This window comes from Methanomicrobia archaeon, assembly GCA_011049045.1.
In the GTDB taxonomy this organism is placed as follows: Archaea; Halobacteriota; Syntropharchaeia; order Alkanophagales; family Methanospirareceae; genus JACGMN01.
On the sequence record DSCO01000039.1, the window covers coordinates 33216 to 41237 of the forward strand.

Consider the following 8022-nt stretch of genomic DNA (forward strand, 5'->3'; position numbering starts at 1 on the left):
CCTGATGATATAACAAGAGTAAGTCCGCGACAAAGGTCAGCATAAAATCGCGCGCTCATCAGCTCTTTGAAGCTCTGTACACTTAATTCAGCATCTCATAGAATCGTTCTGAGAATCGGGATGGAGGATCTTTTTTACATGATAAGAACTAGGCACCCGCATCCCGCAAATAGTTACGCTATGGGACGCTAAACAGAGTACTTATTCACTTGAGGAACCCTCACCGGGTGCGATTAACCGTTACTTAGCATTGACGGCTTTGTATCCGCGTAGCTACGATCCCTTGGAGGTCGATCGTTGTGTCAGCCAGCAAAACGTTACCCGCCAGGGCCTGCCAGGCTTTATACCCTGTTGCGCGGTAATAGCCTAACGATACAACGAAGGGTTTTTTAATCTCGGTACATGTATGTACGTAAATGTAACAAGTGGTGTTAACGGTATGGGGAGGGTAGCAATCTGCCAAGGCGCGGTATAAACGACGTACGTTTTGGGCAACATGCTAACCAGGGAGGATATACAACGGTACCAACTGATGTGCTGGCGTAATTGAGAAATCATCGTTAAAGATTCTGAGGGATAAATGGTAGAAGAATATTCTGATACAGAACTGGAAGCAATTTGCGCTAGAGTTCATGAATGGGACGTTGAGTTTTCTAAGAGTTGGCGCTATGAAGCGTTGACTGATGAGCAAAAGAAAGAGTCAGAGTCTGTGATTATGTATTTCACTGAGTATATGTACTCTTATCATGGATTATCGCCTGAAGAGTGGGATGAGGAAGAACTTGAAGAATGTTGTCTGGACACCATGCCAAGAAAAGTGTCCGCAGATGAGTCTTACTTCAAGTCGATTGCTCCAGTATTATCGGCATTTTTTGCATTTGTAGAAGAGACGGGCGTGCTAAGAAACGGATCAAATCTCGCGGAACGGGTAATAGAGCTCGAAGGACAAATCACAGAGAACGCGTCTGACCCCGAGAGATGGGGCCCCGCGAAATCATTTGTCATGACAGCAAAAGCGGCAGGTGTGGACATAACAAATGAGACGGAGATGCGGAATTTCCTGCCGATTTATAACCTTACTCGACTCGCCGTGAGGGAAGGGATTGACCTAACGGACGAGAAGGCGTTTGAAAAATTCCTTATGGGAAAGATGCGGAACGCCGGGCTCGATTCGAGTAGTGCTCAACAATCAAAACGCAAAAAGATAGGCAGAAATGACCCCTGTCCTTGCGGCAGCGGTAAGAAGTACAAGAAATGCTGTGGCCGCTGAACGATTTATATGTGTGGATCAAATGCTATGGCAGATCAGATACCAGCGCGTATCCGCCCCGCGCGCCCTCGGTATACCACCTAAATTTTTCTATGGTAACTTCTTTCATAACAAAACGGTATTTATACGGTAACCTCGCATGTACTCTATAATACCGGAAGATGAGTGTAGTAACCGGAGGATGGGTGGATAAACATGAGCGATAAAGCACTCATTGAAGATCGGAAGCAAAAACTGAGTGAGCTGACAGCGGGATTTTGCGATTCCCATCTGGATGAGGAATACAAGCAGTTGTGCGAGAAGCTCATCCAAAAAATGGCACGCAAACGAACGGTACCGTTCCGTTCTGGAAGGCTTGAGATTTGGGCCGCGGCGATAATCTATGCCCTTGGCCAGATCAACTTCCTGTTCGACCACAGTTTCGAGCCCTATGCGAGCGCTGACGACATCTGTAACTACTTCGGCACGTCCAAGAGCACAACGTCACAGAAGGCTAAGCTCATACGTGACCTGTTCAGAATGACCTATTTTGATGATACGTTCTCGACCGCCCACATGCGAGAGAACGATCCGTTCTCTGATCTGGTGATGAAGGACGGGATCATTATGTTTGCCGATACCGCGTCGCAGTCGTCGGAACCACGGGCCGTCCTGCATGAAGAAGAGCCTGTAAAGGCCCAAAGAGGACTGGAGTATGTGGACAAAGGCCATGCGGTAATGGGTGCGTATTATGACTTATATGATGCGGTATTCGCGAAACACAGTAGTCGCAGCACCAACATACTAAAACGACAGTTGAAACAGTTAATAGAGCGCGATCCCGATTACTTGGATCCCTATTTGCTCCTTTGTGACCTATTCCGCGATGAAGACAATCTGCTGGAGGCTGAGCGGACATTAAACGCGGCTTATGAACGCGCGCTGAATCTTATAACTGATACAAACGGCAACTGGCCTGATGTGTTAGAATGGGTTTGGCTTGAGAATCGGCATATTATAAGAACCATATTGCGCAAAGCGGTGGCTTTGTGGATAAGCGAAAAAACGGGCAGCGCGTTAGATCTATTGAGACAACTGCTGAAGACCAATCCAGGCGACAATGTGGGTGCACGCAATTACATATTAGCGATCAGAATGGGTATGCGTTTTGATGAGTTTGAGACGCGTTTCAACAAAGGTGGTTATTATGATTCTGATATGGTAAACTGGTTTGAAGCGAATTATAAGAAATTCCCTGACGAGTTTGAGTGGTGGGACAAAGAGACGGAGCAGTACACGTAAGGCCGTTCCCTATTCAGCAGCGCGTTTTGTTGTCGCTGCCGCGTCAGCTTTATGATGCAGCATCAGCGAAGAAGCAAATACACACGTAGTAAAACTTTTTTGCCATAGGTGTTCAACGGCAGGGCAAACGCGCACTACAGATCGGGCTATTTAACCTTTAACTTGCCCTATTTCAACTAGAAACCAATAGACCGCTGGCAGTGTACCATGTCGCAATTCACACCATCAGAACCCGGAACAAGCATCTGGCTGAAGGAGATCATATTAGAGAACTTCATGTCCTACGAGTACGCGCGCATCCCGCTCAAGCCCGGGCTCAATTTGATTTCCGGCCCTAATGGCGCGGGCAAATCCTCTATTCTGCTCGCTATCTCCGTCGCGCTGGGTCAGATCTATACCGAACGGGGCAAGCGATTGCGGGATTTGATACGCCGGGGGAATGATATCGCACGTATCACGCTCGCCTTTGATAATACCGAGACGAACGGTAAACGGCCGATCAGCTTCTCCGAGTCCGAGACCTTTACACTTTCGCGATACCTGCGGCACGACGGGCATTACTGGTGGGAGGCAGACTACCGGCAGATAAGCTATGAGGAGGTCACGCGGCTGTTCCGCAGCTTCGGGATCGATCCAAACAATATCCTGATCATCATGCACCAGGGCACAATGGAGCAGTTCAGCATGACCACGCCGCAGGAGAAATTGAAGTTGCTGGAGGCGGCTGTTGGCTTCGCGGGGTATAGAGAGAAGGTGCTCGAAGCGCGGCACCGGCTCGAATCGATCATCAGCGAGGACGAGTCTATCTCGGAATTACTGGGCCGTGCGGAGGAGAGCCTCGGGTACTGGAAGGCGATGCACGAGAAGTACCAGCAGCGTGCGCACTTGCAGGAGCAGCGGGACTGGCTGAAACGCGAACTGATCTGGGCTCGGATCATCAGGCATGAGCGCGCGCTACAGGCGCTCGAAACGCAGCTCGAGACGAAGCGGCACGCACTCGAGAGGAACGCAGCAGAGGCGGAAGATACGCGGCAGCAGATAGAGGGCTGGCGTGCGAAGCTCGATGCCTGGCAGCTCGAATCACGGGAAGCATTTTACGAGCTGCTGCACCTGGAGAAGGAGTGTGCTCGGGTTGAGGCCCTGACCGAGTATCAGCACGAGACCGAGGAGCGGCTGAAGACGCTCGGCGAATCAATAACAAAAGCTCAGAGCAGGCTCGGCACGCTCGAGCGCAGCCTGGAACCCACGATTAACGCGTACATCTCGTTTCGCGTCAAGCATGAGGTGTTGCAATTCAAACACGACCAGCTCGAGGCCGATATCAAGGTAATCATGGCTGAACGAGAGCAGGTGACCCAGAAACTGCTGGAAGTACAGCCGCAGCAGCGCAAAGCGGGCAAACGAATTGAGACCGAACGGAAACAGAGCGAGATTGAGAACGAGATCGGCCTGGTGGTCGCGAAGATCGAGGCGCTCGGCGAGATCCCGGAAGAGACGGAGGAGATTTACGCGAACTATTCGAAAGTCTTCGCGGAACTGCAGGAGAAGGCGAAGATCGTCGCGGCGAACAAACGCGCGGGTCTGAAGGAGCTCGATGAGCGTCGTAAGATCTGGAAGAAGACGATCACGGAGCTCCTGGACGCGAGCACCGATAATTTCCAGCGGATACTGGCGAGCATCGGTGCTACTGGTTTGGCGCGGCTCGTGAACGTCGAGGATGGCGACATCGAGCATGCGGGCCTGGAATTGTACGTGGGCTTTCGTGGCTCGCAGCCGGTGCTCTTCGATTATTATACGCAGAGCGGCGGCGAACGGTCAGCCTCGATCATGGCCTTCCTGCTCTCGATCCAGCAGATGCTGAAGTCGCCCTTCCGCGCGGTCGATGAGTTTGATCTACACATGGACCCGCGGAACCGTGAGGAGATCTACAAGATGATGCTCTCAGTAATGCGGGGCTCTGAGTGTCTGCTGATCACTCCGAGTCAGATTACCGTGACCGATCCGAGCGTCCATGTCATCGTGGTGCAGAAGGCCTACGGGAAGTCGAGTGTCCGCGAAGTGAAATAACGGGCAAAACTACCTGCACTGTATCGCCAAATCCAGGCGGTCAACCGGTAGGTAGGTAGGTAAGTAAGCAAGCAAGTGATTTGGGGGTGAGTGATTCGAGCCAGGCGCACGAATAACACATCACTACCGCGGTTATCGTACAACTGAGCCGTGCCATCCTGAGTGAGTGAGCGGTCTCTACTCAGTAAGCACCACCGATTCTGTTCCGGCGTCGAAGTACCCCTCGAACTGATGAGTGAGCAAGTACACCGCTTCCTTCAAGGTCAACGCGCGGTAGGGTATCTTCATATCCTCGGCGCTATCCCGCTGTGCGTGAGACGTCATTCCTTGTGCAGCACCACTGCTTCGAGTGGAGCCATACCATCCTATAGGGCGGAACAGGGCATATAAGGCTTGGGGGTGCATTTCCACTGGAGCTCTGCGTATCTCCGGCGAGCAGGACCGTGCTGGTTGGCGTGTGAATTGGTGTTGCTAGCGCGCCTGCAGGGCTTATCCAAGTGAAGTTTATGTTGAACGGTGAATGCCGTATAGTTCATGACCGTAACTGATCCGAGAGGGTATGTTCGTGCGGTTGGATGTAGTCGTTTTTCTGCCACTTTTCATCGCACTGCGCAGAGTGTACACTATTTTAACACTATATCTCCGTTTCGCAACAGCGGTCTCGGTGTGCTTTCCAGCACCTATCTCCCGCGTCGTGCCCTTCTCCTTAGTGTACTGATCGCCACGAGCGCGAGGACGCCCGCAAGGAGCCATAAGCTGTAACTGCTCATCGCGGGAACCTGCATGGGGTAGCGGACGGTGAGCTTCGCGGAATCGCTTGCACCCGGATATTCATTCCCCTCTTCGTCCTCATATTTCTCCACCGTGGCGTTATTGACCAGCACGGTTCTCAGTGGCGCATCAAGCGAGACATTGCAGGTGTACCGTACCCAGACCGTCTCACTCGCATTGATTCGTGGAATCAGATCAATCCATGTCAGCTTGGTGGTACCGTTAGCACCCGGCACAATGCTGTTCGGGTCCGGCCCGGAAGCGCCATTCATCACGGTGGTACCCGCAATGTAGCTCACATTCTGCGGCAACGTGTCGGAGAGTGTCACATTGAACGCGGGCGCAAATCCGGTATTCTTGATAAAGACGGTGTAATTCACGAGCCCGCCGGGTGGAACCCAGTTTGGCTCCACGATCTTCCGCACGCTATCACTCGTGTTCAGCCGCGGTAGCCGAATGACCGTGACATTGCCAGAGCTGGCCGAGTCGTTATGCACCGTTCCCTCATTGTCCTGCCACCGCACCGTCGCGTAATTGGGACCGATGATGGTGCCATTCTGGTTCTGAAGAATATCCGCGACGCGCGCGTTGAACGAGATATTGAGCACGTGCCCATCCTGGATCGTGCCGAAGACGAAGCTGAGATTGACCGGTTGCGTGCCATCGTTCGGTGCGGAAACGTTGAGGGTGTAGTTATGCGGAGGCGCGACGACAACGCTCGTAGTTCTGAAGATCAACCCTGCGGGGACAGTATCATTCACCGTAAGATTGATGATACGTGCGTGCGGCAGGATAATAGAGAGCTGGTACCAGACAGTGTCATTGATCCAGTGGGTTCGATCATACTCCGGCAGCTTGATGAGTTCCGCAGCGGTTATGGTGACATTTTGTGTGGCTGTGGTGTTGTAGTCGTTCAGCTCTGTCCCTTCACCGAACCGCTCCTCACTCTCGTTGCCTATCGATTCGTTCACGCTCGTCCATACCAGGGTGGCGTTATTCTTCAGGATATCGAGCGGGCTGACACTCTCGTTTACCCGGACGGTATAGGTAAGATTCACCGTCTGACCGAGCGGGAGGTATGCGTAGAACCAGCTGAGGTTACGATTATCAAGCTGCGTGAAATTGTCCTCCACGGGCGATGAGGAGTAGTTAATGAACTCAGTCCTGAGGGGAATGGTGTCATTGAGCCAGAGGTCGTAAGCGTCCGCAGAGCTGTTCGCCGCGTGCTCGATGATGATTGTGAAGGGGAGAAGATCGCCCGCTTGCACCGAACTCACGTTGCTCGTCTTCGTGATCTCCAACTTCGGCTCGACCACAGTTATAAGCACCTCTGTCTCTGCACGGTGATCCGCACCACCGGCATCCGTCCATGAGACATTGAGCGTATTCTTCAAGACCGTGCCGTTCTGGTTGCTCGGGTGGTTCGCGACGAACGCGGTGATGTTAAAGCTTAAATCGTTTCCGGCCGAGTTGTTGAACGCGGCATAGGAGAAGGTGAGGGTTACCGGCTGGGTGCCGTTGTTCGGTGTGGAGATGGTGGGGGAATCGGGCTCAGAAGCGGTATGACTGAGATAGATCAGCCCCTGCTGGAGCGTATCCACCACGGTCAGGTTCAGGAGATGTGCCCGCGGTAGATCAATGATGAGCGTATAGTTTAGATATTCTCCGATCGCTGCAGTCGCTTTATTGACCTCCTTTGAGATCGTTACCGTATCATTTACCCGTACCGGTGCCTCATCTGTCCGGTTATAATCGTCGAGATCCGTCCAGTTCCCGAACCGCTCGTTTGGGTTCGTGCCGTTCGTCGAGGTCCAGGTGAGCGTCGCATTATTCAGCAGCGTCTCGTTGATCACAACGGTATCTGTAACCAGCACGGTATAGTTGATCACGACCTCGGTGCCCAGGGGGATGTGGTTATAGAACCAGCCAATCGCGTTTCCGGCCTCGAAAGTCGCATTTGCAGGTGGGGCAGAGGTATTCGCCACGATTGCGAGTGCATCGGGCAGGGTATCGTTGATCCAGACGTCATAGGCGTCCCAGGCGCTCGCCGCGGTATGCTGCACCCTGATCGTGTAGTTAAAGGTCTGGCCAGCTTCGACGAGCGTCTCCGTCGCCGCCTTCAGCACCTCGAGATCCGGCTCTAAGATCTTGATCGTCCCTGATTGGTCTGATTGCGTGATCCACCTGTTATTCACGTCACGTAAAGTGACATAAACGAGATTTGCCACAAGTTCCGTTCCGTTCTGGTTCGCCGGGACGTCCGCGACGATTGCGGAGAAATTGATGGTGATATCTGTATCGTCCGAATTGTTCACGGTGCCGAGCGACCAGTTGACGTAGACCTCTGTTGTGCCGTTGTTCGGTGAGCTGACCGATTCGGAGAAGGAGTCGTTATTCGCCGTGAGGAAGAAGCTGGCAGGATCGTAGATCAAGCCCTGTGGCAGCGTATCGGTAACCGTGACGTTATGTGCCGTGGCTCGCGGCAGATCGATGACGATGGTGTAATTCACCGAGCTGCCGATGGTCGCATTCCGGTCATAATCGGGCGTCTTCGCAATGGTAACGGTATCATTCACCCGTACCGGTGCCTCATCGGTCCGGTTATAATCGTCGAGATCCGTCCAGTTCCCGAA

At 52.7% G+C, this 8022-nt stretch carries 3 protein-coding genes and 2 pseudogenes; 4 read left to right on the forward strand and 1 reads right to left on the reverse strand.

Annotated elements, in window-relative coordinates; all coding sequences use genetic code 11:
- The first annotated feature begins 1192 nt into the window (after positions 1-1192).
- The 4 genes and pseudogenes from ENN68_04805 to ENN68_04820 all read left to right on the forward strand — a co-directional run bounded on the left by ENN68_04805 (position 1193) and on the right by ENN68_04820 (position 4618).
- A pseudogene (locus ENN68_04805) lies at positions 1193-1270 on the forward strand (SEC-C domain-containing protein).
- 195 nt (positions 1271-1465) lie between these two features.
- Positions 1466-1879, forward strand: a pseudogene (locus tag ENN68_04810) (hypothetical protein).
- 108 nt (positions 1880-1987) lie between these two features.
- The gene (locus ENN68_04815; GenBank protein HDS45400.1) at positions 1988-2551 is read left to right on the forward strand and encodes a tetratricopeptide repeat protein; all 564 of its coding nucleotides are present in this window, start codon (positions 1988-1990) and stop codon (positions 2549-2551) included.
- Positions 2552-2758: 207 nt separating this feature from the next.
- On the forward strand, positions 2759-4618 hold the full coding sequence (locus tag ENN68_04820; protein ID HDS45401.1) for a hypothetical protein: 1860 nt from the start codon (positions 2759-2761) through the stop codon (positions 4616-4618).
- 680 nt (positions 4619-5298) lie between these two features.
- On the opposite strand, the gene ENN68_04825 is transcribed toward ENN68_04820, so the two are convergent.
- On the reverse strand, positions 5299-8022 hold a 2724-nt coding region (locus ENN68_04825), incomplete at its 5' end, for a DUF11 domain-containing protein (protein ID HDS45402.1).

Bases quoted from the DNA above. Each gene is read 5' to 3' on its own strand.
- ENN68_04815 (HDS45400.1), top strand. From the start codon at position 1,988: ATGGGTGCGTATTATGACTTATATGATGCGGTATTCGCGAAACACAGT.
- ENN68_04820 (HDS45401.1), top strand. From the start codon at position 2,759: ATGTCGCAATTCACACCATCAGAACCCGGAACAAGCATCTGGCTGAAG.